Source organism: Lysobacter soli (genome assembly GCF_003382285.1).
Taxonomy (GTDB): Bacteria; Pseudomonadota; Gammaproteobacteria; order Xanthomonadales; family Xanthomonadaceae; genus Lysobacter_J; species Lysobacter_J soli.
The window spans coordinates 309,663-335,467 of record NZ_QTJR01000002.1 but is presented as its reverse complement, the minus strand read 5'-3'; the positions used below and the strand labels follow the sequence as shown (position 1 = coordinate 335,467).

The 25,805-nt window shown below is 64.5% G+C and carries 24 protein-coding genes and 1 tRNA gene; 7 read left to right on the top strand and 18 right to left on the bottom strand.

Annotation, left to right across the window (positions count from 1 at the left end):
- Window positions 1–48: 48 nt before the first annotated feature.
- The 7 genes from DX912_RS04845 to galE all read right to left on the bottom strand — a co-directional run bounded on the left by DX912_RS04845 (window position 49) and on the right by galE (window position 11,319).
- Window positions 49–636 carry a methyltransferase domain-containing protein gene (locus DX912_RS04845; protein ID WP_181902708.1) on the bottom strand — a complete coding sequence of 196 codons (588 nt, stop codon included), beginning with the start codon at window positions 634–636 and terminating at the stop codon, window positions 49–51.
- A 128-nt stretch (window positions 637–764) separates the two neighbouring features.
- Window positions 765–4,949 carry a glycoside hydrolase family 99-like domain-containing protein gene (locus tag DX912_RS04840; protein ID WP_181902707.1) on the bottom strand — a complete coding sequence of 1,395 codons (4,185 nt, stop codon included), beginning with the start codon at window positions 4,947–4,949 and terminating at the stop codon, window positions 765–767.
- A 5-nt stretch (window positions 4,950–4,954) separates the two neighbouring features.
- Window positions 4,955–6,904 (bottom strand): sulfotransferase, encoded by a 1,950-nt coding sequence (locus tag DX912_RS04835; RefSeq protein WP_115841337.1) that lies wholly within the window; start codon window positions 6,902–6,904, stop codon window positions 4,955–4,957.
- Window positions 6,905–6,961: 57 nt separating this feature from the next.
- The gene (locus DX912_RS04830; RefSeq protein WP_115841336.1) at window positions 6,962–8,077 is read right to left on the bottom strand and encodes an ABC transporter ATP-binding protein; all 1,116 of its coding nucleotides are present in this window, start codon (window positions 8,075–8,077) and stop codon (window positions 6,962–6,964) included.
- Window positions 8,078–8,086: 9 nt separating this feature from the next.
- Window positions 8,087–8,869, bottom strand: coding sequence for an ABC transporter permease (locus tag DX912_RS04825; RefSeq protein WP_115841335.1), 783 nt, complete (start codon window positions 8,867–8,869; stop codon window positions 8,087–8,089).
- Window positions 8,870–8,875: 6 nt separating this feature from the next.
- Window positions 8,876–10,054 (bottom strand): cystathionine gamma-synthase, encoded by a 1,179-nt coding sequence (locus tag DX912_RS04820; RefSeq protein WP_115841334.1) that lies wholly within the window; start codon window positions 10,052–10,054, stop codon window positions 8,876–8,878.
- Between the two features lie 203 nt (window positions 10,055–10,257).
- Complete coding sequence (gene galE, locus DX912_RS04815; protein WP_233433471.1) at window positions 10,258–11,319, bottom strand: UDP-glucose 4-epimerase GalE; 1,062 nt, start codon at window positions 11,317–11,319, stop codon at window positions 10,258–10,260.
- 82 nt (window positions 11,320–11,401) lie between these two features.
- On the opposite strand from galE, the gene DX912_RS04810 reads away from it, so the two are divergent.
- Complete coding sequence (locus tag DX912_RS04810) at window positions 11,402–12,418, top strand: hypothetical protein (RefSeq protein ID WP_147298564.1); 1,017 nt, start codon at window positions 11,402–11,404, stop codon at window positions 12,416–12,418.
- Here the strand turns inward: DX912_RS04810 and DX912_RS04805 are convergent, their stop codons facing one another.
- The 5 genes from DX912_RS04805 to DX912_RS04785 form a co-directional block, all read right to left on the bottom strand.
- A complete protein-coding gene (locus tag DX912_RS04805) occupies window positions 12,419–13,363 on the bottom strand; it encodes a 2OG-Fe(II) oxygenase family protein (RefSeq protein WP_115841332.1) in 945 nt (314 codons plus the stop codon).
- Entirely contained in the window at window positions 13,363–14,739 is a 1,377-nt protein-coding gene (locus DX912_RS04800) for a pyridoxal-phosphate dependent enzyme (RefSeq protein WP_115841331.1), read from the bottom strand. The genes DX912_RS04805 and DX912_RS04800 overlap by 1 nt, the downstream gene beginning before the upstream one ends.
- Before the next feature lie 233 nt (window positions 14,740–14,972).
- Window positions 14,973–15,191, bottom strand: coding sequence for an HP1242/YdcH family protein (locus tag DX912_RS04795; protein ID WP_115841330.1), 219 nt, complete (start codon window positions 15,189–15,191; stop codon window positions 14,973–14,975).
- 388 nt (window positions 15,192–15,579) lie between these two features.
- Window positions 15,580–16,464 carry an OmpA family protein gene (locus DX912_RS04790; RefSeq protein WP_181902706.1) on the bottom strand — a complete coding sequence of 295 codons (885 nt, stop codon included), beginning with the start codon at window positions 16,462–16,464 and terminating at the stop codon, window positions 15,580–15,582.
- The gene (locus DX912_RS04785) at window positions 16,461–16,838 is read right to left on the bottom strand and encodes a DUF4398 domain-containing protein (RefSeq protein ID WP_115841328.1); all 378 of its coding nucleotides are present in this window, start codon (window positions 16,836–16,838) and stop codon (window positions 16,461–16,463) included. Before DX912_RS04785 ends, DX912_RS04790 begins: the two co-directional genes overlap by 4 nt.
- A 109-nt stretch (window positions 16,839–16,947) precedes the next feature.
- Here DX912_RS04785 and DX912_RS04780 point away from each other — a divergent pair, with 109 nt between their 5' ends.
- A complete protein-coding gene (locus tag DX912_RS04780) occupies window positions 16,948–18,060 on the top strand; it encodes a PilT/PilU family type 4a pilus ATPase (RefSeq protein ID WP_115841327.1) in 1,113 nt (370 codons plus the stop codon).
- 155 nt (window positions 18,061–18,215) lie between these two features.
- On the opposite strand, the gene maiA is transcribed toward DX912_RS04780, so the two are convergent.
- The 5 genes from maiA to rplM form a co-directional block, all read right to left on the bottom strand.
- Window positions 18,216–18,881 carry a maleylacetoacetate isomerase gene (gene maiA, locus DX912_RS04775; RefSeq protein WP_115841326.1) on the bottom strand — a complete coding sequence of 222 codons (666 nt, stop codon included), beginning with the start codon at window positions 18,879–18,881 and terminating at the stop codon, window positions 18,216–18,218.
- 62 nt (window positions 18,882–18,943) lie between these two features.
- The gene (locus DX912_RS04770; RefSeq protein WP_115841325.1) at window positions 18,944–19,933 is read right to left on the bottom strand and encodes a fumarylacetoacetate hydrolase family protein; all 990 of its coding nucleotides are present in this window, start codon (window positions 19,931–19,933) and stop codon (window positions 18,944–18,946) included.
- Between the two features lie 213 nt (window positions 19,934–20,146).
- Window positions 20,147–20,221: transfer RNA gene (locus DX912_RS04765), tRNA-Gln, on the bottom strand.
- 27 nt (window positions 20,222–20,248) lie between these two features.
- Window positions 20,249–20,641, bottom strand: coding sequence for a 30S ribosomal protein S9 (rpsI, locus tag DX912_RS04760; RefSeq protein WP_115841324.1), 393 nt, complete (start codon window positions 20,639–20,641; stop codon window positions 20,249–20,251).
- Window positions 20,642–20,667: 26 nt separating this feature from the next.
- On the bottom strand, window positions 20,668–21,096 hold the full coding sequence (rplM, locus tag DX912_RS04755) for a 50S ribosomal protein L13 (protein ID WP_115841323.1): 429 nt from the start codon (window positions 21,094–21,096) through the stop codon (window positions 20,668–20,670).
- 182 nt (window positions 21,097–21,278) lie between these two features.
- Here rplM and DX912_RS04750 point away from each other — a divergent pair, with 182 nt between their 5' ends.
- Together DX912_RS04750 and coq7 are read left to right on the top strand one after the other, a co-directional pair.
- Entirely contained in the window at window positions 21,279–22,472 is a 1,194-nt protein-coding gene (locus tag DX912_RS04750) for a (Fe-S)-binding protein (RefSeq protein ID WP_115841322.1), read from the top strand.
- A gap of 9 nt (window positions 22,473–22,481) precedes the next feature.
- A complete protein-coding gene (coq7, locus tag DX912_RS04745; RefSeq protein WP_115841321.1) occupies window positions 22,482–23,126 on the top strand; it encodes a 2-polyprenyl-3-methyl-6-methoxy-1,4-benzoquinone monooxygenase in 645 nt (214 codons plus the stop codon).
- Between the two features lie 76 nt (window positions 23,127–23,202).
- Here coq7 and speD read toward each other — a convergent pair whose 3' ends face one another.
- Window positions 23,203–23,997: an adenosylmethionine decarboxylase gene (gene speD / locus DX912_RS04740; RefSeq protein WP_115841320.1), complete on the bottom strand. Its 795-nt coding sequence runs from the start codon at window positions 23,995–23,997 to the stop codon at window positions 23,203–23,205.
- Window positions 23,998–24,269: 272 nt separating this feature from the next.
- Between speD and crp the strand changes: the two genes are divergently transcribed.
- From crp to DX912_RS04725, 3 genes are read left to right on the top strand one after another with little or no spacing between them, the layout of a single operon-like run.
- On the top strand, window positions 24,270–24,926 hold the full coding sequence (gene crp, locus DX912_RS04735; RefSeq protein WP_232338648.1) for a cAMP-activated global transcriptional regulator CRP: 657 nt from the start codon (window positions 24,270–24,272) through the stop codon (window positions 24,924–24,926).
- 33 nt (window positions 24,927–24,959) lie between these two features.
- Window positions 24,960–25,394, top strand: a complete 435-nt coding sequence (locus DX912_RS04730) for a GNAT family N-acetyltransferase (RefSeq protein WP_325050559.1) — start codon at window positions 24,960–24,962, stop codon at window positions 25,392–25,394.
- 34 nt (window positions 25,395–25,428) lie between these two features.
- Window positions 25,429–25,800: a zf-TFIIB domain-containing protein gene (locus DX912_RS04725; protein ID WP_115841318.1), complete on the top strand. Its 372-nt coding sequence runs from the start codon at window positions 25,429–25,431 to the stop codon at window positions 25,798–25,800.
- Window positions 25,801–25,805 lie beyond the last annotated feature (5 nt).

Below are 25,805 nucleotides of genomic sequence, written 5' to 3'. Positions count from 1 at the left end.
GTTAATTGGTTGATTTTGCGGAGGAACTTTGCACGTCCCGAAGTATTCTCAAATGATGAGGTCTTCGCGCCTAAAGCTGAACACCGAGTGACCAGTATAGCCTTGCCACGCATCCTCGGGGATTTGGGCAGCCCTCAGCACCTGAGCTGAAAAGCTATCAGTAAGCCGGTATTCCCGGGGGAGATCGAAAATCGCGCCGATTGTACGGTCGATGTCGGCTGCCGAGAAACGGCGGACATGGTCAAACTGCCCGAAGCGGGACGTGGCTTCTTCGTGACTCAGACTCGCGAGCGACTCCTCGTATGAACGGCCGTAGACGGGGATTGAGAACAGGTGCCGCCCCCCTGGCGTCAGGAGCTTGTGCAGCTTTAGGAGCACTGCTGTGTAGTTGCAGGGCAAGTGTTCGATGACGTGCGAATGCAGGATCAGATCGAACGGCCCCGGCAGCTGGTAGTCGCGCTGACAGAGATCGACCTTCAGCATTCCGGGGATATGTGAGTACCGTTCTAGGTCGTAATCGCCCGCCACATAGTTGGAAAACTTCTCTCGCAGCCAGACGGAAAGACCGCGCTCCGGCGCAAAATGCATGACGCGCGCGCTGGACGGCAGATCGAGCGCGTCGATGTGCAGCTTCATAAGGCGAGTTCTTTCATATGAGCCACACGCCCCACACAGCACACGCTGTCGATGATTCACGTCGACAAATTCAGTAGAACCACAAATGTTGCAAGAGGGCGAAGCAGACATGGGAGTCCTTTCGATATCTAAATGGTCATCTTGCTGACAGCCGTGTCTACCGCCTCACGCAGGGCGTCAAACGACTTTGACGAGAAGGCTTGCCGCGTAAGCTGCGCATACTGCGGGTAACGACGCGTGACGACATCGACGCCTTGACGGACGAGCTCGGCCTTCTGGTTGCCGAAGCTCGCGCTGCGGACGTGAAAGACAAATGCGCAGGGGCTTATCACGTTCAGCCACCCCTTTGCCAGCGCCCGCATGCAGAAGTCATTTTCTTCCCCGTACCCCCTCGGAAAAGCCACTTCGTCGAAATCCCCGATATCATCCAGTAAGTCCCTGCGGATATACATGCAGAAGCCCGAACCAGTCGGCACCTCGACCGGCGCACAACCGGAACTCGCGCTGACAATTTGCGCGGCATAAGTGTCGCCGGCAATCCACGATGGGCGCGGATTGGACTTGCCCGGGATCGGGAACGAGAACGCTCCTGCGTTATCGCTCATTGCGGTGGTCGTACCAATCCTTACTGCAGAGTAAGTAGTCGACCTCATCCCCTCCAGCCACTGCGGCGTCACAACCGTGTCGCTGTTGAGCAACACAACGTCATGTTCCGCTGAAAGGCGTATACCCTTGTTAACCGTTCGGGTGTAACCGAGGTTTTCTTCGTTTCGGACGATAGTCACCTCTTCAAGCGAGTCGTAATCACGCAAGAGCTCGGTCACGGCTGGGTCGGTGCTCGCGTCGTCGATGACAAGCAGAGAAACATTTCGTAAATCGGTGTGGCGAAGCACAGAGTTCAGGCAGTTCCGAGTCTCCTCACACGCGTTGTAGACGGGGATGACAATCGTCACCGGCCGCGCCGGAGGCGCGAACTCCCGGCCGTGCGCCGCAGCGAAAATCGCCTGATACGAGTTCTGCAGGTTTGAATGGAGTTGCTTCGGGGTACACGTGCGCTCAATGAACGCACGACCTGCTTCCCCCATTTCCGGAATCCGCTCCGGCTGTCGGCACAACTCGGCAACGAACGCTGCCACCGCAGAGGTATCGCAATACGGAGCCAGAAATCCGGTCTCCCCATGTTGCACCAACTCGCCTAGCGCCCCCCAATCGTAGGCGATGACCGGCCGACGGGCTGCCAAGGCCTCTGCCACCGTCCGCCCGAAGGACTCCGAGAAGTGAGAGAGGTTCAGGACGACGTTAGCCTCGCGCACTGCTTCGATGGGCTTCTCCTTGTAGCCCAGGAACCGTACGTTACATAGCCCACCGGCGCGTTGCTCCATGCGCCATGCCGTAATCTGATCGTTGTCCGGCCCTATTAGCAGGAACTCGGCGTTCTCGACAGATTCGCACAGTCGCGCAACCTGTATGAAGTCGGCCACACCCTTCTTTGGAATGTTGCTGCTGATGATTGCGAAACGTACCGGCCCGTTAACCTCGTTCTTGATGTCCAAGTCGGCCGGATCAACCGCGTTGGGAACCGTAAAGGTAGTACCTATCCTACGGAATGCATTCGCCGTCGCTTGTGAGTTGGCGATGATGTAATCCGAACGCTCGAACACCGTCTTAATGATGGCTTGCACTGGCAGGTCAATGCGTGCACGTAGCGATTCGTCAAGCGTGATCAACTCCCGCACATGCGTGAGCGCGATCCTGTTCATGCGCCGCGCCGCAAGTAGAGGCTCAACCAGAACGATAGTGTTGGCATGTACGACGGTGATCCCATGCTTCGCGATGATGTCGCAGAAGGCGAGGGTTACCCGCTCGTCAGCTTGCCGATTCTTCACCCACTGCATATAGGGAAAGACGTAGAGCCCAACACAACGACGGCGCACTTCCTCGACATACGCGGCATTGTTCCCGCTCGGCAACGTGACGTACACGTTCACGCTCATTTTGACCAACGCATCAAGTACGTCCAGGAAGCTCCTCTCCCCCCCGAATAGCTGATGGCCCGAGATGTGCGCGCAGAGCAACAGTGCAGGCACCTCTTCCTGTGGTGTCCGTTCTCCGCGAATCCAGCGCGGGCTGAGCTTGCCGCTAGTGCCTGTCGCAACTACCTCCTGCGCCGGCGGCCGAAGCACAGATTTCACCGCTTTTAGATAGCCGTCTCCGAAGCGCTCGTCGGGCTCGAGGTACGTGCCTTCCGCCCACTCGTTCCATGCATTGATGAACAGAAGCGACTCATCGTCCGGGTTGAACTGTGACTCCTGGTGGACGATGTTCTTCAGCCAGTGACGGAATCGACCTGGCGTGGCGCCTGCGAAAATGCGGGAGTCGGTGAGTCGGCGGGCAGTGTTGTCCCAGCCCATCATGGCCCCTCGATGCACAGGCCACGAATAGCCGTTGGCGAAGCGCGCCAGATCCGCCTCGACAACTGCGTCATAACTAAATAGTTCGCCATTGAAAGACCCATTCAAGTCGATCTGAGCCGCACGCACGTCTTCCCTCGCGGCTTCATGCGGCGGAAAGAGGACGTACGAGTCGACACCAAACTCCCGGGGAGGACCTTCAAGTGGCTCAAGACCGAACCGCACGGCGCAGAGATGAATCTCGCCGATGCCGGCGCGGCGGCACTCCTCGCGCCACATCTCCGCGGTTTCCCGCCAGTTAGGGATGACTCTGATGCGATACACCAAGAGCACTGGTTTTCCATGATGCCGGATGTAGCGCGGATCCTTCATCATCGGGATCATCTCCCGAATGAAAGCCCTGTTGCTTTCCAGCGAGTAATCCTGCTCCAGGAGGACGTGGCGGTTCTGCCCGTCCCAGTTGCGCGTCCAGTTCTCGTTGGCCCAACACACGCAGAAGGGCAAGTCGGGGCGACCGTTGATGAGCATTTGCTCGATCGGCGAGTTGAGCAGCTTCCGGCCGTTGAACCAGTAGTAGTAGTAGCAGAAGCCGTGAATTCCATGCTCGCGGGCCAAGCGCGCCTGCGCTTCCTGAACCTGCGGAAGGCGCAAGTCGTAGTACCCCAAGTCGGAGGGAACCCTCGGCTGGTAGTGGTTGCGGAAAAGCGGACGCGCACGCGTCACGTTTCGCCACTCCGTGAATCCCGGACCCCACCACTGATCGTTCTCGGGAATCGGGTGATACTGCGGCAGGTAGAACGCGATAGCCTTGACTTCGCGATGCTTTTGACCCGCGGCGGTCTTCAGGGCTGCGTTGTTACGGCGCAGCCCGCGCAGAACTACAGCTTCCATCCCCGACTCGTCGGCAAGCACCTTGAGCAGCGATGCCAAGGCCGACTTTCCACAGTGCCTGTCCCTGACCGCGGCGACCCATTCCTCGATGCTCACGCGAAGCGCGCGCATTTGCGAGAGGAGGAGCGGATCGATCCACAGCATGCCACCTGCACGGACATCGAACGCGCCGCTGGGGATCTTCCGCCCCAGACGACTCAGAAACTTCGCAAGCGAGCTCCGAACCTCCGGCGCGACGGAATCACAAGTGTTGTCGATCAAGTCACTGGCCAGTCCTACGCCTTGGTCTTTGAGCAGCCTTGCGCTAACCGACCGTACCTCTTGATCGTTCGCCGTGACCTTGTCCGGAGAAGCAAACCAGCACACGAACTCGTACTTGGCAAGTGAACCAGACTCGACCAGGTGCAAGAAGCGCGCTGAAGCATCGTAACGATCCGGATATACGACAGTGACCTTGCGTTTGCAGTGTGCTGACGAAACGTGATTGTCGTTCTTGATCGGAAGGCTGATGGGACACGTCACGATGAGGTCGAACTCATCACCTAGCGAGCGCAGCAGACCCTCGGCCGCACCGACCTCGCTCACAGACTCGCAATTAGAGATGACTAGGACGCTGGCCTTTGTCTCGGACGCTTTCAGGCGGAACAGGTCTGGCAATCGCCCCTTCCCGGTCGGCAGCAGGGTAAAGCAGTTGCTGTCGTCAGCTTGCCCCGCAGCGTCCCTATGAGCGCCCGCATCGCGAAGGAGTCCGCGGATCTCCCGCCCTTCGAAACGACCGTGCGTTAGATAGTGAACCAAGGGGTTAAGCCCGGCTTCTGCAACATCGGCATGGCTGCTCAAGTACCATTGCGCGTCGAAACCGGGCCCCGGGTGTCGTCCCAATCGCGCGCCGAAATGAGCGTAGTGATAAACGGCATCGAGACCGATTGCCGCAACGTCCGGGTACTCGCTGAGATACCACTGCTCGTCGAAGTAGCCCGATTCCTTGATCAGTTTGATTTTGTCCGACATGCCCATCAGCCCAGCTCTCGCCCTTCGTTCCGTCCATAGACGATGTAGTGCAGCAGCGGGTTCAAACCGGCCGCCGCCACATCGGGGTTCTTCTTCAGATAATTGACCGTCGTGAAGCACTCGCTCGGATTGCGGCCCTCATTTGAGCCAAACCGAATGAAATGCTCGGCAGCGTTTTGGCCGCTTTTCGCAACATCCGGGTACGTCCACAAGTACCAGCCTTCATCGAACAATTCAGACTTGCTCAACAGCTCAAGTTGGGGTGCCAGATCTTCGCTGGCGCTAGCTCGCGACCGTGCACGCGGGCGCAGCAGCCCACCCAGCTTGCGCAGCGGCGCAGTGAGTCGCCACGAACGACTCATGCGCAGACCGATCAGCTCGGCCTCTGTCTGCTTCTGCAAACTGGCAGCTTCGAAACGTTCCAGCTCAAAGTCCCTGGATGCCGCTGTCTGCTCGGATAGCAGGCGCGACACGTGCGCTTCCAGCTCGATGACGAGCTGCGTCAATTTACCTACCTCGATGTAGCGGTGCTCGAGCGCCTGCTCCATGGCGGCCTTTGCTTCGACGGCCAACTTGAGCTCCTGCCGATGACGCGATATATCGTTCGCAGCGTTTCGAAGATCGCCCTCCAGTGTGCGGATCGACGACCCAAAATTCATCAACTCCCGCTGAAGCGCCTTCACTTGCTCCTGTGAAGAGTCGCGCGCCCGCTCCAGGTCGATCAGCTCGGACTCCAACTGGGCGACGCGCTCGTCGGTTTCCGCATGCCTGACAACACGCGCATGCAGCTCCTCATTGACACCCTGAAGTTCAAGGTTCCTTGCCTCCAGGCTTGACATATTCCGATCCCGGCAGCCGGCCTCATCCTGCATGCGCGAGAGAACATCCTGCAACGACGCGAGATCATATTCGGCTCTTGCCAATCGCGCTTCTCGGGTGGCAATACTCGCTAGCCCCTGAGACACCGCTTCACGCAGTGCCTGCCGGTCAAGTTCGTGACTCGCCAAAAGACGATCCCGATGCTCGACATCCATCTGATGCCGGATGCACTGATCCTTCACGAACTGCAGTTCTTGTTCTTTCAGCGCCAATCGCCTGTGCAAGTCGTCGGACTTTTCGCTCACCGCCGCTGCAGGCGTTGTAACCGGAGGCAGCCCTGCCTCGTATGCGGCCAACATATGCTCCCCTTCTCCCCCCTCGCGTCCTTCGCGAGGAATATTCCCGTTCGCCAACACCGCTTCGAATAGCTCTAACTGCGGCGCGTTCTTGTACTTTTTAAGATCGCCGCGGGACTCGCGCTCTCGGTAAAGCTTCTCCTCAACGAACGCGGAGAGCTCGCGCGTGGCTGGCAGCCGCAACCCCTGCACGCCCGCAGACTTCAGGTCATCCAGTAGCTTCGCCGCGGCCTGATCTGGATCTTCCATGAGGTGCCTATGGGAGACCACGACGCGGGGCAAGTCTGCGGACGCCTGCAACGCGCTGCGAACGTAGCGTTCCCATAACAATAGACCGACCTCGATCGGAATGCCGTTGCGTCGCTGCAAGCTCGATGCTACTTCTACGGGGTTTCGGTAGATGTGGACGCAGACTGGCGCTTCCAGGAATTTTCGCCACAACGGTAATAACAGACACAAGCGCGGCTCCTTCAACAGCCATGGCCTGTGCGCGTCCAGTTCGAGAATCAGCTGCGACGCGTGTTTTCCGAAGCGGGCTACGACTTCGGGCGGAAGCGCGGCCACGTCGAATCTGGCAATGCGGTTCCAATCGCAATCGACGGAATGCAGAACAGCGTCGTTCAGATTGCGAACGTCACGACGTTCCCAGAACCCCTTCGGGTTTTCACTATTTGCCCCGGTGCTCGCGCCTTCCGGCCCAAAGTAGGCCCCCATCAAGTTGAGGAGCCTTGCCAGAACAGACGTGCCCGAGCGATGCATGCCCAGCACAATCAACTGCATTGTTCTTTCCCCGCCTTCCCAAAGGTCCGTCTTTGCCTTGCCTGACTCCGCACCGCTCTACTGCAGTGCGTTGAGTACCCCTGCTTGAAGATTGAAAGGACCTCCGAAGCTCTCCGGCGTCCCTCCCCCGTAAACCTGCAGCACCCCCCCGAGTTGCCTCAAGTCTTCCAGTCGAGCGTCCTGCACTTCCACATCGAATCCCACGAATTCCTTCGGCAGCCCCCTCGCTTCCTGCACGTCGTGGCGCGCATGCGGCTCGAAATCGGTCACCAGCCAGCGCTCGCCGGCACTGACGACGGCGAGCCAGCGCGGCATGTCCCCATGCGGTTGCACGGCCCAGCCGCGGATGCGCAGCTTTCCGTCGCGCACGGATATCTCGTCGACCGAACCGATCGCCGCATCGTCCGCCGCCGTCGCATGCGGCGGCGGCCTGTCTGCCAGCACCTGGTAAGCCTTGAACGCTTCGACGAGCGGGCCGAAGTACACCACTCGCCCCGCTTCCATCACCATTCCCTTGTTGCACACGTCCTTGAGCAGCGAGAAGTTGTGGCTGGCGAGCATGACGATCTTGCTGCCGCCCATGCGCTCAAGCATGCGCTGCTTGGCGCGCTTGAGGAATTCCGAATCGCCGGCGCCGATCCATTCGTCCAGCAGCATGATGTCGTGCTGCATTTCGGTGGAGATCGCGAAGCCCAGGCGCATCTTCTGGCCGGCCGACAGCGTCTTCAGGCGATGGTTCGCCTTCTCCTTCAGGCCCGCGAACTCGAGGACGGGGGCCACCATGTCGCCCAGCGAAATCGCCTCCAGGCGCATGGCGTTGGCGCGCAGGAAGATGTTTTCCTTCACCGTCGCCTCGCCGTTGAAACCCAACGACGTATTCAACAGCGCCTGGCAGGTGCCCTTGACCTCGATGCGGCCGCGGGAGGGCTGGTAGACACCGTTGAGGCAGCGCAGCAATGTTGACTTGCCCGCGCCATTGCGGCCGAGGATCGCGATGCGGTCGCCCTCGTTGACCTCGAACGACACTCCGTCCAAAAGCGTGCGGAATTCGCGATGAGGTGGATCGAGCAGCGCGCTCAACAAAAGCGAGCGCCAGCTGCGCGCCTCCCGGTCGTTCTGGACGTAGAGCGGAACCTTAAGGGCGAGGTCTTCGACCTTGATATGAGCTGCCACGGCGGTCCCTCAGAGCCAGAGGGGAACGTAGCGTGCGTACCTGCGGTACACAACGGCAGCCATCGACCAGCCAAACAAAGTCAAACCGGCGACGTAGTAGAACGTAACCGGCGACAACTGATCGCCGAGGATCGGCGCGCGCACCATCTCGATGAGGTGGTAAAGCGGGTTCAATCCCATGAGCTTGGACTGCAACGACCCTGCCGGCACCGCATCGGCGTGCCAGATGATCGGCGTGAGCACGAAGCCGAAAATGAACAGGCTCCCCATCAGCTCCTGGACGTCGGGGAAGCGCGCTCCGAGCAGCGAGAAGACCACTCCCATCCAGAGGGCGTTGGCGAGCAGCACCGGCATGGTGACCAGCGCCATCGCGATGCCGCGCATGTGCACTTCGGGCGCTGCCCAGAGGGCCACCGCAAGGATCGGCAGTGCGAGGACAAAGTAGAACAGCGACTTTGCGATGACCAGCAGCACGAAGTCGGTCAGGCGCGTATGGCCGTCCAGGATGAACGCCTGCTGCGCCGACAATACGCTGGAGCAATCATTTATCGAGGTCATCAACACGCGGAAAAGCAGGAAGCCCACGCCGACGTGCGCGGCGAATTCGGCGACGCTGATGTTCTGCATGTTCGAGAAGTACGCGCCCAGTCCCCAGATGTAGATGAGCGGCGGCACGAGCAGCCAGACGATGCCCAGCCGCGAGCGACGGTACTTCGTGACGATGTCGAGCCAGCCCGCGTAGGTCCAGAACGTCGGGCGCTTGAAGCTTTCGGCAAAGTGGGTGAAGAGCATCGACGACTATCCCAACGCGAGAGACAGCTCGGCGCGCAGGTCGCCGACATCCTCGACACCGACCGACAGGCGCACCAGGTTGTCGCTGATGCCCAGCTGCGCGCGACGTTCGGCGGGCACCGACGCATGCGTCATGATCGCCGGGTGGTTGATCAGGCTCTCCACGCCGCCGAGCGATTCGGCGACGGCGAACAGTTCGCAGCGCTCCATCATGCGACGCGCGGCATTTTCGCCACCCTTCACGTAGATGCTGACCATGCCGCCGAAGCCGTGCATCTGGCGGACAGCGAGTTCGCGTTGCGGGTGCGACTTCAGGCCTGGATAGATGACCTTTTCGACCTGCGGGTGATGTTCCAGCCACTCGGCGAGCGCCTGCGCGTTCTCGCAGTGCGCCTTCATGCGCAGATGCAGCGTTTTCAGGCCACGCAGCGCGAGGAAGCTGTCGAACGGTCCCTGCACGCCGCCGATGGCGTTCTGCAGGAAGGCCATGCGGTCGGCGATCTCGGCGTCGTCGCCGACCACCGCCATGCCGCCGACGATGTCGGAGTGGCCGTTGAGGTACTTCGTCGCCGAATGCATGACGATGTGCGCGCCCAGTTCGAGCGGGCGCTGCAGGATCGGCGAGCAGAACGTGTTGTCGACCACGACGATCAGGCCGCGCTTGCGGGCGATGGCCGCGATCTCCGCGATGTCCACCAGCTTCAGCAGCGGGTTGGTCGGGGTTTCGATCCAGACCATCTTCGTCTCGGGCCGGATCGCGGCCTCGAACGCGGACACGTCACTCAGGTCGACCCAGCTGAAATCCAGGCCGGCGGAGCGGCGACGCACGCGCTCGAACAGCCGGTAAGTGCCGCCGTAGACGTCGTCCATCGCAATGACGTGGCTGCCCGAGTCGAGCAGTTCGAGGATCGTCGACGTAGCCGCTAGGCCGGAGGCGAACGCGAAGCCGCGCGTGCCGCCTTCAAGCGCGGCGACACAGCGTTCGTACGCGAAACGGGTCGGGTTGTGGCTGCGCGAGTACTCGAAGCCCTGGTGCACGCCGGGGCTGCTCTGGGCGTAGGTCGAGGTCGCGTAGATCGGCGTCATCACCGCGCCGGTGCTCGGGTCCGGCGTCTGTCCCGCGTGGATCGCGAGGGTACCAAGACCGGGCTTCCCGGCCCCGCCGTCGGCATGTCGTTCAGTCATAGCGTTCTTCCGTATTTTGCCGCTGGGCCGGCTAGCCTGGGCGGCCGCCGATTCTAGCATCGGCCCTCGTTCCCGCCGGACCGTTCCGTGGATTTTTGTCCCGCGTCTCGGGCCAATCCGTGACGTCGGCGAGCTTCGCAGACCAGGGGCGCCCCGGCTTTGCCGGACCAGCGGTTTTGGGGCGGCCGTGACCCGTCCGGCCGTTAGCGCTCGGGCTGGCGCGACTGCCAGCGCCACGCGTCGGCGCACATGTCCTCGAGTGTCAGCCGTGCCTGCCAGCCCAGCTCACGCTGCGCCAGCGACGGATCGGCCCAGTATTCGGCCAGGTCGCCCGCCCGGCGATCGACGATTTCGTAGGGAATGGCGCGTCCGCTGGCGGCTTCGAACGCGTGGATCATCTGCAGGACGGAGGTTCCCCTCCCGGTCCCGAGGTTGAGCGTGAGGCAGCCCGGCCGCCCTTTCAGGCGCTCCATTGCCGCCAGATGCCCCTCGGCGAGATCGACCACATGGATGTAGTCCCGCACGCCGGTGCCGTCGATGGTGGGGTAATCGCCGCCGAATACCTTCAGCCGCGGCAGGCGCCCGGTCGCGACCTGCCCGATGTAGGGCATCAGGTTGTTCGGGATTCCGCGGGGATCCTCGCCAATGAGCCCGCTCGAATGCGCGCCGACCGGATTGAAATAGCGCAGCAGCGCAATGCGCCACTGCGGATCGGCCACGCCCACGTCGCGCAGGAATTCTTCGACCATCAGCTTTGACCGGCCGTACGGACTGGTCGCGGCGAGCGCGCTGTCCTCGTGCAGCGGCATGATCGTGCTCGCGCGGTAGACGGTGGCCGAGGAGGAGAACACCAGCGTGCGGCAGGACGATGCGCGCATCGCTTCGACCAGCCTCAGCGTCCCGACGAAATTGGTGTCGTAGTACTCGACCGGCTTCTCGACCGATTCGCCCACGGCCTTGAGCCCGGCGAAGTGGATGACCGAACCGAAGCCGCCGTCTGCGAACACCCGGTCGAGCAGCGCCCTGTCCCGAATGTCGCCGTCGAAGACGGACGGGCGAAAACCGATGATCCGCTCCAGCCGGTCGATCACCCCGCGATGGGCATTGCTGAAGTTGTCCAGGATCGCGAACGGGATGCCGGCCTCGCCCAATGCCACGCAGGTGTGCGAGCCGATGAAACCGGCGCCGCCGGTGACGAGAACCCGATCACTCATGACGTGCATGTCCGGAAGTGGAGGTGCAAGCCGGCACAGTGGCGGGCGCATCGGCGAGTGCTCCGCCATCGCGCGGTTCCGTTCTTCCCGGCATTCCCGCTAGCATGGGCGGTCGCCGATTCTAGCACCGCCCATGAACCGCCCCAGGCGTTTGCCGCCGGATTTCAGTCGCAGTGCCGCCTATCCGCTGTTCGCGTTCGACACGGCGCAGGACCGTGCCTGGGTGCTGCATTTCGACGCAGAGGACTACCGGCGCGCCAGCTTCCTCGACCAGCGCGCGCTGAACCGCCCCGACGTCTCCGGCTGGGTCGTCGACCAGGCGGAACTCGCCGCCGCGCTCGACCCGAGCCCGCCGCTGCGCGACGTGCACTGGCTCTTCCACATCGGCCACTGCGGTTCGTCGCTGGTGAGCCGCCTGCTGGACCTGGTGCCTGGCGTACTTGGGGTGCGCGAGCCCCTGCCGCTGCTTACGCTGGCGCACGAACGCGACAACCCGGTCGCCGCGACGTGGGAAGCCCCGGTCCTGGCATCGCTCGCGCGCGGCTTCGCCGACAGCCGGGCCGTGATCGTCAAGCCGACCAGCGTGGTCACGACGATCGCCGACCGCCTGCTTCCCGCCACCGGCCGCGCCTGCCTGCTCTGGGTGGACCTGCACACCTGGCTTGCGACGATGCTCCGCGACCCGCGCCTCATCGACGGCCCGCTTTCCACCGAACCGTTGCGGCTGGCGCGCCAGCCCGATCTTCCGTCGGCCGACACCGACGACGCGCGCCTTGCCCGCGCCTGGCTGGTCGAACAACTGCGCTGGCGCACGCTGGCGACCGATCCGGCGTTAGCCGGGCGCCTGATCGACCTCGACTTCGCGGACGTATTGCGCGACCCCGCCCCGGCCGTTGCGCACCTGGCAGCGCATTACGGCCTGGACGTGCCCGGCGACTGGGCGCAACGCATCAAGGCCTCGCAACTGCTCAGCCGCTACGCCAAGGACGGGGACGCGCATTTCGATTCGAACGCGCGCCGGCGCGAACTCAGCGCTGCCGCGGAAAAGCACGCCGACGGTATCGCCGAAGGCATGCGGTGGGCGGAGGCGACGTTGGAAGGCATCGGCGATGAGGCTTACTTCGCCCCTCGCCTGCAGCCGCGCGGCTGATCAGGCCAGGAACGTGGTCATCGCGTAACGCGTGCCGCGCTCGACCGGCCGCACCTCGTGCAGCATCGAACACGAGAACACCAGCGCGGCGCCCGTCGGTGGTGAAAACAGATGCGGACCGAATTCGGGGTAACGGAACTCCCCGCCGGCGTAATCGCCCTGGTTGAGGTTCACCGACAGTGCGAAGCGTCGATGCGCGACATCGGGCGTCTCGTTGTCGCGATGTGCGCGGAAGTAGCCCGCGTTTTCCGGATACGCGAGCAGCTTGAACGGATCGCGCCGGCGCACCTCGAAATTGAACACGCGCACGATCTCGGGGAGCGCGCGCCGCATCAGGCGCTCGTGCATGCGCGCTTCGAGCTGCGCGTCGCGCGGAATCACCTCACGACGCTGCTTGATGTCGGGATCGACCTGCAGCCGCTGTTCGCCGTCCTGCATCACCAGCACCGCGGACACGTCGCCGCCGGCGCAGTCCACTTCGAGATGGCGGATCAACGCCGCGCACAGGTCCGGCTCGAATACGTCTGGAATCTGCAGCACTGGCGCGATCGCGAACGTCTGTTCGCCGCGCAGCGCGTCCACGTCAGCGGCCACCTTTGGCGCTTCGTTGATCGGCAGCGGCTGCGACGTCTGCAATCGCAGGTTCGCATCGGCCTGCCAGAACAGGCCGATGCCGAGACCCGCGCACCAGCGCGGATCTGCGGCGGCCGATTGCCAGCCCGACGCGGCACCTTCTGGCACGGCGGGGCCGACGCAAAGCGCGATCACGCCGTCGGGCGGACGCGGAAGGCGTGCTGCCGACGCCGCGTCGACAGGCGTCGCGATCCACAGCGGCCGCCCCGCGAATTCGGCGTGCAACGTGCGGCTGGTGCCGTCGTCCGCGCGCAGGCAGACGTCCGGCAGGCGGTCGCCCGGCAACCAGTGCGCGGACGCCGCGGCGTTCATCACTGCACGCGCCTGCGCAGGTAATTGAGCAGGTCGATGCGCGTGATCAGGCCGATGAACTTCTCGCCGTCGACGACGATCGCGACATGGCCGCGATCGAACACCGGCAGCAGCGATTCGATCGGCGAACGCACATCGATCTTGTCGAGCTTGCTCACCATCGCGGTCGACACCGGATCGCGGAAGCGCGACTCGTCGCCGTACACGTGCAGCAGCACGTCGCTCTCGTCGACGATGCCGACGATGTTGTCGCCATCCATCACCGGCAGCTGCGAGACGTCGTACAGCTTCATGCGCTGATAGGCGGTGACCAGCAGGTCGTTCGGACCGACGACGACCGTGTCACGTTGCGAGAACGGACGCAGGATCAGGTCGCGCAGGTCGCCCGACGACTGGCGCGCGAGGAAGCCGTTGTCCAGCATCCAGTAGTCGTTGTACATCTTCGACAGGTACTTGTTGCCCGTGTCGCAGACGAACACCAGCACCTTCTTCGGCGTGGTCTGCTCGCGGCAGTACTTCAGCGCCGCGGCGAGCAGCGTGCCGGTCGACGAACCGCCGAGGATGCCCTCTTTTTCCAGCAGCTCGCGCGCGGTGAGGAAGCTTTCCTTGTCGCTGATCGCGTAGGCCTTCTTCACCCGGGTGAAGTCGGAAATCGGCGGAAGGAAATCCTCGCCGATGCCTTCCACCATCCAGCTGGCCGACTTGTCCGACAGCGTGCCGCGGTTGATGTATTCCTCGAGGATCGAGCCGACTGGATCGGCGAGGATCAGTTCGGTCCCGGGCGACTCCTTCGCGAAGCAGCGCGACAGGCCGGTCATCGTGCCGGAGCTGCCGCAGCCGAAGACGATCGCGTCCAGGCCGCCGACGTCGGCCATCTGGCGCAGGATTTCCGGGCCCGTGCCGAACTCGTGCGCGGCCGGGTTGTCGGGGTTGCCGAACTGGTTGATGAAGTAGGCGCCCGGCGTTTCGCGCGCGAGGCGCTCGGCGAGGTCCTGGTAGTAGTCGGGATGGCCCTTGGCGACATCCGAACGCGTGAGCACGACCTGCGCGCCCATCGCCTTGAGGTTGAAGATCTTCTCGCGGCTCATCTTGTCGGGCACGACGAGGATGAGCTTGTAGCCCTTCTGCTGCGCGACCAGCGCCAGGCCGATGCCGGTGTTGCCGGCGGTGCCTTCGACGAGCGTGTCGCCGGGACGGATCTTCCCGGCCTTCTCGGCCGCTTCGATCATCGACAGGCCGATCCGGTCCTTGATGGAGCCGCCCGGGTTCTGCGATTCGAGCTTGAGGTAGAGCTCGCAGACGCCGGTGTCCAGGCGCTGCGCCTTGATGATCGGCGTGTCGCCGATCAGTTCGAGTACGGATTGATGGATGCTCATGCGGGCAGTGTAAGAGCCCGGCGTGAAGCGCGGAAAGTGCGGCGCGCCGCCACTGGCCGCAGGCGACGCGATCGGCGCGCACGAAGGGGCGCCCGGCCATGCGGGCGCCTTCGGGGAGGGAGGGATCCTTCGCACCGGGGCGGCTGCTGGGCGCAGCCGCCCCGGTTCTCAGGAGACGCGGGCGGAGAGACCGACGAGGAAGTCGCCGCCCGCGGCGAGGAAAGAGGTCGTCGTCAGTGGCGTTGCAGGTCGTACATGCGGACCAGGCGGTCCTTCGCAGCCAGTTTTTCGCGCTTCATCTGCGCCAGGGTGATGTCGTCGATCGGTAGCACGCCCAGTTCGGCGTCCATCACTCTCTTGTCGAGATCCTTGTGGCGTTGATAGAGCTGCTTGAATTCCGGGTTGGCCTTCATCAGCGCCTCGATTTCCGGCTGCGGTCGTTCTTCGAACATGTAGAGCCTCCTTCAGCGGGTAAGGAAGCCCCGGCCCATGGCCGAGGCCCGTGCGGAAGGCCCCGCAGACGAAAACGCCCCGGTCCTCGAAGGACCAGGGCGTCGTGCGGGGTCATGGAGAGCAGGTCGGGGTCGGCGGCCTCACAAGGACCGGCCCCGTACTGACGTGGGGCTGCAGGGTCCTTCGAAAGGGGCGTTGACGTCATCGACCAGGCTCATCGCCAAGCGGAAAACAGGCCGCTTGGAGTACCGACCCTACTCTTCCGAACCGGGGTCGGCAAGGGCGCCGGGGACGGGATGTGAGCTGCGTCGTGAAGGTCGCGACGAGCGGAAGGCGGCCGGGGCCGCGCTTCCGCGGGTATCATGCAAGTCGTTGATTCAAATTGATTTACTTGGACTGAACGACCAGCTCGGTGCGGTCGGCCTTGCCAGCCTTGCCGTTCACCTGCACCTGGCCCTGAGGCCAGCCACCGGCGACGAGTGCGTCGCGGACGGCCTCGGCCCGACGCTGCGCAAGCTTGGCATCCGCCGCGGTGACATCGACCCGCACGCCGGGCGAGGACGAAGCCTGCGCATAGGCGGCGACCGTCTTGACGGTGGTCTGCGCACCGCTGCCGAGGGTCGCCTTGCCGGAGCCGAAGCTGCCCTTGTCGAGGGCGAAGACCTCGCCGCGGCTGTCGCGCCTGGCGGTCGGCAGCTTGCCGCCGGTCACCAGTTCGGCCTCCTCGCGGGCCAGCTTGGCCTGACGATCACGCGCCGCGTTGAGGCGCGCCGTCTGGGCACCGGCGACGCCCTTCAGCGCGCTCTCGACGTCCTGCATCGCCACCGCGTCAGCCTCGCTCTGCTGGCGCAGGCGCTCCGCCTCCTCGGCCTGCATCTGGGCCTGCAGGCGCAGGCGTTCGTTCTCCGCACGAGCGCGGGCGGCATCGCGCTGGCTCGCTTCGACCAGCAGTTCGGCCCGCTCGCGATCGAGCTGGTCGACCTGGCGCTGCATCGCCTGCGTGCGCGCGGCCGATTCGGCGATCGCGACGCGGCGCTCGGCCACGTACAGCGCGCCGGGGCGGTCGCGCTTGGCGGCCTGGTCGAGCGTGCTCACGGCCTGACGGGCCTGGAGTCGCTCGTAGGCGGCGAAGGTGTTGAGCGTGGAATCGGCGTCGAGTGCGGTCAGGCGTTGCGACAGCCGGGCGGCGTCGGGGTTGTCGGCGGCAACGGCGGGCGCGGCGGCGAAGCACGCGGCCAGCGCGGCCGTGAGGATCATCGGACGAAGGTTCACGGCTGGGCCTCCTGGAGACGGCGGCGCAGCTCTTCGACTTCCGCGCGACGCTGGTTGAGTTCGGCCGTCGCCAGCGCCTCGCGGCTCCTGGCGTAGGCAAGGTCGGCATCGGCGGCGGCGGACAGCGAGAGGCGGCGCGCCTCGTCCTGGTCGCCACCGCTCATCGCGGCCTGGGCCTGCGACAGCTCGGTGCGGGCGGTGCCCAGTTCCTGCGGCGCGTACTGGTCGGCGTCGGCGTCTTCGGCGCGGGTCACGGCCTGCCGGGCCGAAGCCAGCTCACCGGTCGGCGGGGGCAGCGACGCGCACGAGCAGAGTGCGGAAGCGAGAACTGCAGCCAGCAGCGGAAATCGGATTTGTGCGAAGCTTGGACGCATTGGGGAGGCCGTGCCTGTGATTGGTGCCCGGCCATTGTCGTAAAGCCGCCGCCGCGCTTGCAACGGGATGGGTTCCGGGCGTGAGGGCGCAAGAATAGGGGTTGCTTGCATGGACATCGGCTATTTCCTGAAGCTGATGACGGAAAAGAACGCGTCGGACATGTTCCTGACGACGGGCGCACCGGTTTATATCAAGGTCGAAGGCAAGCTCTACCCCCTCGGCAATACCGGCCTGCCTCCGGGCATGGTCAAGAAGATCGCCTATTCGCTGATGGACGAGGGCCAGGTTCCGCTTTTCGAGCGTGACCTCGAGCTGAACATGGCGCTCGCCCTGCCCGAAGCCGGCCGCTTCCGCATCAACGTATTCAAGCAGCGCGGCGAAGTCGGCATGGTGATCCGCGCCATCCGCAGCGTGATTCCGTCGATCGAGGAACTGCAGCTGCCGCAGGTGCTGAAGGACATCATCATGGCCCCGCGCGGCCTGGTGCTGATCGTCGGCTCCACCGGTTCGGGCAAGTCGACCACGCTTGCGTCGATGATCGACTACCGCAACAGCAACATCTCGGGCCACATCCTCACCATCGAGGATCCGATCGAGTACCTGCACAAGCACAAGAAGTCGATCGTGAACCAGCGCGAGGTCGGCCTGGACACGCACGCCTTCCACAACGCGCTGAAGAACGCGATGCGCGAGGCGCCGGACGTCATCCTCATCGGCGAAATCCTCGATGCCACGACGATGGAGGCGGCGATCGCCTTCGCCGAAACCGGCCACCTGTGCCTGGCGACGCTGCACTCCAACAACGCCGACCAGACGCTGGAGCGCATCCTCAACTTCTTCCCGGAGGCGGCGCACAAGAACGTGCTGATGAACCTCGCGCTCAACCTGCGCGCGGTGGTCAGCCAGCGCCTGGTCGTCGGCACCGACGGCCGCCGCGTGCCGGCGGCGGAAGTGCTGATCAACACGCCGCACATCCGCGACCTGATGCGCCGCGGCCAGGTGCACGAGATCAAGCAGGCGATGGAGGAGTCGCTGGAGGAAGGCATGGAGTCCTTCGACCAGTGCCTGTTCCGCCTCTACAAGGAGGGCCGCATCGACATGGAAGAGGCACTCAAGGCCGCCGACTCCCGCGAAGGCCTCTCGCTCAAGTTCCGCCTCTCGGAAGGCTCGAGCGGCGAACACGATCCGTACGCGGAAATCTACGACACGGCGACGCAGTAACGCGCCGATGTCCCGACCCCTCTCATCTGGAGAGGGGTTGCGCAGCGCCGGCGATCGGCCGGTGCCTTCTTTGAAAGCCACATGCATTCCAGCTTTCGCTGGATGACGGCGTCGCCTGTCCGGCAGGCCGTTGAGCGGAGCACGCTCGATCGGGACTACGCCACCGGCGCGTCCGGCTGCTTCTCCGGTCGCGCCGCGTCGAAGGCCGGCAGCGCCAGGCACGCCTTCTCGATGCGCGTGATCGTCGGGTACTTCGACAGATCCACCGCGAAGCGTCGCGCGTTGTAGACCTGCGGAACCAGGCAGCAGTCGGCGAGCGTCGGCGAATTGCCTTCGCAGAAGGTGCCGGTCGACGGATGGTCGGCGAGCATCGCTTCCAGCGCGGTGAAGCCTTCCTGCACCCAGTGCTGCACCCACGCGTCGCGTTCGGGCTGCGGCACGTGCCAGTTGCGGTCGAAATGCTGCAGCACCCGCAGGTTGTTGAGTGGATGGATGTCGCAGGCGATGGTCTGCGCCAGCGCGCGGACGCGCTGGCGGTCGCGCGCGGCGGCCGGAAGCAGGGGCGGCTCCGGCCAGGTTTCGTCGAGGTATTCGAGGATGGCGACCGACTGCCGCATCACGCGGTCGCCGTGCTGCAGCACGGGCACGAGTTCCTGCGGATTGACCTGCTTGAACGCGGCCGAATGCTGCTCGCCGCCGTCGCGGATCAGGTGCACCGGCACCGTTTCGTAGGGCAGCGACTTCAGGTTGAGCCCGATGCGCACGCGATACGCCGCGCTCGAACGCCAGTACGAGTACAACCGCAGATGCTCAGCCGCCATGCCGTTCCCCGCGAACACGTGGTGGATTCCGTGCACGGCGGGCGGCCGTGCACGGGTGGTGGTCAGGCGTTGCCGCCCTTCTCGATGCGCTGCTCGATCGCGCCGAAGACGCTCTCGCCGTCACGCGACAGCATTTCGATGCGGACCGTATCGCCGAAACTCATGAACGGCGTGATCGGCTTGCCGGTTTCCAGCGTCTCGACGGTGCGCTTCTCGGCAAAGCACGACGCGCCCAGCGACGTGTCCTCGTTGGCGACCGTGCCCGAGCCCACGATGGTGCCGGCCGACAGCGGGCGCGTCTTCGCTGCATGCGCGACGAGCTGCGAGAAGTCGAACTGCATGTCGACGCCCGCTTCCGGCGCGCCGAACCACTCGCCGTTGATATGCGTGGTCAGCGGCAGATGCACCTTGCTGCCCTGCCACGCATCGCCGAGTTCGTCCGGCGTCACGAACACCGGGCTCAGCGCCGAACGCGGCTTGGACTGCAGGAAACCGAAGCCCTTGGCGAGTTCGTTCGGAATGAGGTTGCGCAGCGAGACATCGTTCACCAAGCCGACGAGCTGAATGTGCGAGGCGGCCTGTTCGGACGTCGCGGCCATCGGCACGTCGTCGGTGACGACGACGACTTCGGCTTCCAGGTCGATGCCGTAATCCTCGCTCGGCACGCGCACCGGATCGCGCGGACCGTAGAAGCCGGCGCTCACCGCCTGGTACATCAGCGGATCGGTGTAGAAGCTTTCCGGCACTTCGGCGCCGCGCGCGCGACGCACGCGTTCGACGTGCGGGAGATACGCGGATCCGTCGACGAATTCGTACGCACGCGGCAACGGTGCGGCGAGCGCCGCCATGTCGAGATCGAATGCACCCTCGGCGTTGCCCTCATTGAGCGCGTCGTACAGCGCGTTGAGGCGCGGCGCGATGTTCGACCAGTCTTCAAGCGCACGCTGCAACGTGTCGGCGATGCCGCTGGCACGCACGCCGCGCGAAAGATCGCGCGAGACCACGATCAACGTGCCGTCGCGACCGCCTTCCTTCAGAGAACCAAGCTTCATCGAAACTCCCGGATTTCCAGCGCTGCCGCGCGATGGTTTCAATTGTAACGACTGCGCGCGGCGTGGCGAGACATCGAACAGAACGCAAATCGATGCCGGATTCTGACAGCACGCCTGTTGCCGCGGCGATCGACGCATGGCGCACCCGATCCACGGCATGGAAAAACTGCAGGCAACAAAAAACCCGCCTTTCGGCGGGTTTCTTGTTTTGTCTGGCAGCCCCGGATGGATTCGAACCACCGAATGCCTGAGTCAGAGTCAGGTGCCTTACCGCTTGGCGACGGGGCTATGAAACAAATTGTAACCCAAAAACGATTAGCGCTTCGAGAACTGCGTAGCGCGGCGGGCCTTGTGCAGACCGACCTTCTTACGCTCGACTTCACGCGCGTCGCGGGTCATGAAGCCGGCCTTGCGCAGCTCGGTCTTCAGGGTTTCGTCGTACTCGACCAGCGCGCGGGCGATGCCCAGGCGGATCGCACCGGCCTGGCCGGTGATGCCGCCGCCGGCGACGGTGACGACGACGTCGAACTTGTCGGTCGACTGGGTGAGTTCGAGCGGCTGGCGCACGATCATGCGCGCGGTTTCGCGACCGAAGAACTCATCCAGCGGACGCTGGTTGACGGTGATGTTGCCAGCGCCCTTGCGCAGGAAAACGCGGGCGGTGGAGGACTTGCGGCGGCCGGTGCCGTAATTCTGCTGGAGTGCCATGGGATGTCTCTAGAAAAGGGTCCGGATCAGAAGTCCAGCGGCTGCGGCTGCTGGGCGGCGTGCGGGTGCTCGGAGCCCTTGTAGACCTTGAGCTTGCGGTACATGGCGCGGCCAAGCGGATTCTTCGGCAGCATGCCCTTCACGGCGATCTCGATGACGCGCTCCGGATGGCGCTCCAGCGCCTGGGCGAGCGTCTCGGTCTTGAGGTTGCCGATGTAGCCGGTGAAGCGGTGGTACTGCTTGTCCTGCAGCTTCTTGCCGGTGACGGCCACCTTCTCGGCATTGATCACGATGAGGTAGTCGCCCGTATCCACGTGCGGGGTGAACACCGGCTTGTGCTTGCCGCGCAGACGGCGGGCGAGCTCGGAAGCGAGGCGGCCGAGGGTCTTGCCTTCGGCGTCTACGACGTACCAGTCACGCTGGACGGTCTCGTTCTTGGCGGTAAAAGTCTTCATGACTGGTCTTTGATGGTGTTCCGGTCGGGCTGGTTCCGTACTCGCTTCCGGCAGGGCCGGACCGGCGGAACTTCGCCACGCGTTGTCGAGGGGTTAAAACGAAGAGGCGGAATGATAGCCGGCTGTGCCGGGCGCTGCAAGTCGCGGGGTTCAGCCCCTTCCGGGCCGTCTAGAATCGCGCCATGCCGCCCGCCGCCCCTTTGCCCCACCCGACGCACGATCCTCTGGTGGCGCTGGCCGACCGCTGCGTGCAGTGCGGATTGTGCCTGCCGGCCTGCCCGACCTACGCCGAATCCCGGCTCGAGGCCGAATCCCCCCGCGGCCGGATCGCCCTGGCCCGCGCCTGGGCGCTGGAGACCATCCCGCCTACCCCGGCGGGCGAGACACATCTGGACCAGTGCCTTGGCTGCCGCAGCTGCGAGGCCGTCTGCCCCGCCGGCGTGCAATACGGCGCCCTGCTCGTCCAGGCGCGGTCGCGCCAGCGGGAGCGCCGGTCCGCCGGCTGGCGCCAGAAATCGGTCGAAGCCCTCGTCGCCCGCCCGGCGCTGCTCGGCGCCCTGCTGCGAGCCTACGGGCGCGTCCATGCATGGCTGCCTGCGCAATGGCGCCTCCTGCCGCCGCCTGCCATCGCCCCGCCGGCCGCGACCGGATTTGCGCCAGCGGAGGAGAGCGTCGCGATGTTCGTCGGCTGCGCTGCGAGCGCCTACGAAGCCGGTCTTCGTGAGTCGGTCGCGCGATGCCTTGCGATGTTGGGTGTTCGCGTCGAAACCCCGTCCGGACAGACCTGCTGCGGCAGCGTGCACGCGCATGCCGGCGACATCGAAAGCGCACAGCGGCTGGCCGAGCGAAACCAAGCCGCGTTCGAGTCGACAGGCACCGTGCTCACGTTCGCGAGCGGCTGCCATGAAGCCGTTGCGCAGGCGCTGGACGGCGGCACGACGCGAACGGTCGATGCGATCGAATTCCTTGCGCGCAGGCTGCAGACGCACGCCGAACGCTGGCAGTGGCGCGCTTGCCCGGAACGCATCGCGCTGCACCTGCCCTGCACGCAACGTAACGTCGTGCGCTCGGCCGCAACGCTGCGCACGTTGCTGTCGTCGATGCCGGACGTCGAGATCGTGGAACTGACCGCCTCCGGCTGCTGCGGCGCCTCCGGCACGCAGATGCTGGAGGATCCCGCCCGCGCCGCGACCTTCCGCGCGCCGCTGCTGCGCCAGTTGCAGGAAAGCGGCGCCACGCGGCTGCTCAGCGCGAACCTCGGCTGCCGCCTGCACCTGGCCAACGGGACGTCGGTGCCGGTGCAGCATCCGCTCGAATTCGTGGCCGGGTGCATCGAGGCCGCGCCTTCACCGCAGGCCGTTTCCCCCTCCGCGTAAACTGCCGGCATGGACACGACCCGCCAGCTCACGCCCCTCGACCGGTTCCTCAACGACACCCAGCGCGCGCTCGACACCGTCTTCGGTGCGCCCGGCGCGCAACGACCGAATCCGTCGCGCGACGTCGCCCAGATCGAACTTGACGACGACGAACGCCGCCACGCGAGCGGCCTGATGCGCATCAACCACGTCGGCGAAGTCTGCGCGCAGGCGCTGTACTGCGGGCAGGCGGCGGTGGCGCGCGACGAGACGACGCGTGCGCACCTGCTCGCCGCCGCGCAGGAAGAGACCGATCACCTCGCGTGGTGCGCCGACCGCCTGCGCGAACTCGACAGCCGCCCGAGCCTGCTCAACCCGGTCTGGTACGCGGGCAGCTTCGCGATCGGCGCGCTCGCCGGCCTGCGCGGCGACGGATGGAACCTCGGCTTCGTCGTGGAGACCGAGCGCCAGGTCGAAGCCCACATCGACGAGCACCTGGATTCCCTGCCGCCCGCCGACGCGCGCAGCCGCGCGATCCTGGAAGTGATGAAGGCCGACGAAGCCCGCCACGCGGACCACGCCGAAGCCGCCGGGGCACGCGTGCTGCCGCAGCCGGTGCCGACGCTGATGGCCGCGGCATCGAAGGTAATGAAGGCGGTCGCGTACCGGATCTGACGCCCGACTCGCACTCGCTATCGCAATGAAAAAGGCCCGCATTGCGGGCCTTTTTGCATCACGGCAAAGAATGGCCTCAGTCGGCCAGGTTGCGCCCGTGGTAGAGCTCTTCGATCTCGCGCTTCAGGCGCGCCTCGATCTTCATGCGCTCCTTGAACGAGAGGTTCTTGGCCTTTTCCTCGAACAGGTAGGTGTCGAGGTCGAACTCCTTCAGGTGCATCTTCGTGTGGAAGATGTTTTCCTGGTAGACGTTCACGTCGATCATCTCGTAGCGCGACTTGATGTTCTTCGCCAGGTAGTCCTGGATCGAATTGATCTTGTGGTCGATGAAGTGCTTCTTGCCCTTGATGTCGCGGGTGAAGCCGCGCACCCGGTAATCCATGATGACGATGTCGGATTCCAGGCTTTCGATCAGGTAGTTCAGCGCCTTCAGCGGCGAGATCACGCCGCATGTCGCCACGTCGATGTCGGCGCGGAAGGTCGCGATGCCGTTGTCCGGATGCGTCTCCGGATACGTGTGCACCGTGATGTGCGACTTGTCCATGTGCGCCACGACCGCGTCGGAGATGATCTCCTTGCCGGCGTCCTTCTTGTCGATCACCGGCTCCTCGGAAATGAGGATGGTCACCGACGCGCCCTGCGGGTCGTAGTCCTGGCGGGCGATGTTGAGGATGTTGGCGCCGATGATCTCGGCGACATCCGTCAGTATCTGGGTCAAACGGTCGGCGTTGTACGCCTCGTCGATGTATTCGATGTAACGACGACGCTCGTCCTCCGACGCCGCGAAGCAGACGTCGTAAATATTGAACGAGAGGGCCTTGGTGAGGTTGTTGAAACCTTGCAACCTCAGGCGAGGCAACGGCTTGACCACGGCAGTGAGATCCCGGGAGGGCGGCGGAGGGTCGCGATTATGCGGCACAAACCGTTACGGGGGAACGCGTGGCGCCGGGAGGCGCTCCAGGGCGCCCGATTCAGCCGGCCGGCGTGAAGACGCCGCCGAATCTGCTTCCCGTCACAGGTTAGAGTCCACGGTAGTGACGTACTGGGGCGGATATTTGCCCAATGCGTTACTTCACCCTAAGCTCGACCGATCACAAGACCTTCACGACCATGTCCGCAAACCCGGCTGCAAACACACCTGCCATGCGTCGCACCAACAGCCCGCTGCTGCCGGACGGTGCAACGATCGAACGCTTCCTTGCCCACTGCCATCGCCGTCGCTACCCGTCGCGGACCGATGTCTTCCGCCCGGGCGACCCGGCGAGCACGCTTTACTACATCGTGTCCGGTTCCGTGAGCATCATCACGGAAGAGGAAGACGGCCGCGAGCTGGTCCTGGGCTACTTCGGCCCCGGCGAATTCGTCGGCGAGCTGGGCCTGTTCATCGCCAGCGACCAGCGGGAAGTGATCCTGCGCACCCGCAGCACCTGCGAGCTGGCCGAAATCGGCCACGAGCGCCTCTACGACCTGCTGCTGACCCGCCTGTCGCTGGATGCGCCGAAGCTGCTGTACGCCATCGGCGCGCAGATTTCCCGTCGTTTACTGGACACCAGCAGGAAAGCCGGCCGCCTGGCATTCCTCGACGTGACCGATCGCATCGTCCGCGCCCTGCACGACCTGGCCAAGGAGCCGGAGGCCATGAGCCACCCGCAGGGCACCCAGATCCGCGTCTCGCGCCAGGAGCTCTCGCGCCTGGTGGGCTGCTCTCGCGAAATGGCCGGCCGCGTGCTCAAGAAGCTCCAGGCCGACGGCAAGCTGCACGCGCGCGGCAAGACGGTCGTCCTCTACGGAACGCGCTGACGCGTGGGCCGGGCCAACGCACCCGATGAAGCCGTGACGGCCCGGGTGCGCCAGGCCGAACTGGGCGATGCGAGCGACGTCGCCCGCCTGCTGGGGGAACTCGGCTATCCCTGCACCCGGGACGAAGCCGCCGAACGCATCGCCGTCGTCCGCCACGATCCGCGCCAGCACCTGCTGCTGGCCGAGATCGACGGGGACACCAGCGGCCTGATCTCGCTCTACACGCTCTATTCGGTCGTCCACGGCTACGAGCTGGCGCGCATCACCGGCCTGGTCGTGCTGCCGGAAGAACAGGGGAAAGGCGTCGGCAAGCGCCTGTTGCGCGAAGTCGAATCGATCTGCCGCCGCTACGGCGTGCGACGCATCGAAGTCACCAGCAATGCCAGCCGCACCGACGCGCACGCCTTCTATCGGCAATGCGGCTATCTGGACGGGTCGATGCGTTTCGTGAAGTCGCTTGGCGACTGAACAGACGACCGACCAGACCATCAGGGGGATCCACATGCAGTGCCCGAAGTGCAATTCGCCGATGGAGCCCGTCGAGCTCCTCTCCTCGCTGTCGCAGCGTTGCACGCAGTGCAAGGGCCTGTGGCTGACGATGGGCGAGAACCGCCTGCTCAAGGCAGAAGCCGAACGCGTGGACATCGGCGATGCGCAGGTCGGCGAGCACTACAACCACATCGACCGCATCAAGTGCCCGGTCTGCTTCGACCGCCAGCTGGTGCGCATGGTCGATGCGCAGCAGCCGCACATCTGGTTCGAAAGCTGCAGCAACTGCTTCGGGCGCTTCTACGACGCGGGCGAGTTCCGCGACTACGCCGAGCACACGCTGCGCGATTTCTTCCTGGACCTGGACGCGCCCGAACGCGTGTGAAGCGC